The organism is Achromobacter sp. 413638, assembly GCF_043119405.1.
Taxonomy (GTDB): domain Bacteria; phylum Pseudomonadota; class Gammaproteobacteria; order Burkholderiales; family Burkholderiaceae_B; genus Achromobacter.
Map to the genome: position 1 here is coordinate 1 of NZ_JBICCO010000203.1, position 209 is coordinate 209.

The 209-nt window shown below is 54.5% G+C and carries 1 protein-coding gene; it reads right to left on the reverse strand.

The features are described 5' to 3' along the window. A partial coding sequence (locus ACEU5R_RS32055; RefSeq protein WP_392413959.1) for a transposase occupies positions 1-209 on the reverse strand: 209 nt, incomplete at both ends.

Below are 209 nucleotides of genomic sequence, written 5' to 3' on the forward strand. Positions count from 1 at the left end.
GAGCAAACTGCTCCGGCGTTAAGTATCCCAGCGCGCTATGCGGGCGTTCGGTGTTGTACTCGACGCGCCAGTCTTCGATCAAGGATTTGGCTTGGCGCAGCGACATGAACCAATGCTCATTCAGGCATTCATCGCGGAATTTTCCGTTGAAGCTCTCGATGTATGCATTCTCCACGGGCTTGCCTGGTCTGATGAACGACAGCTTCACG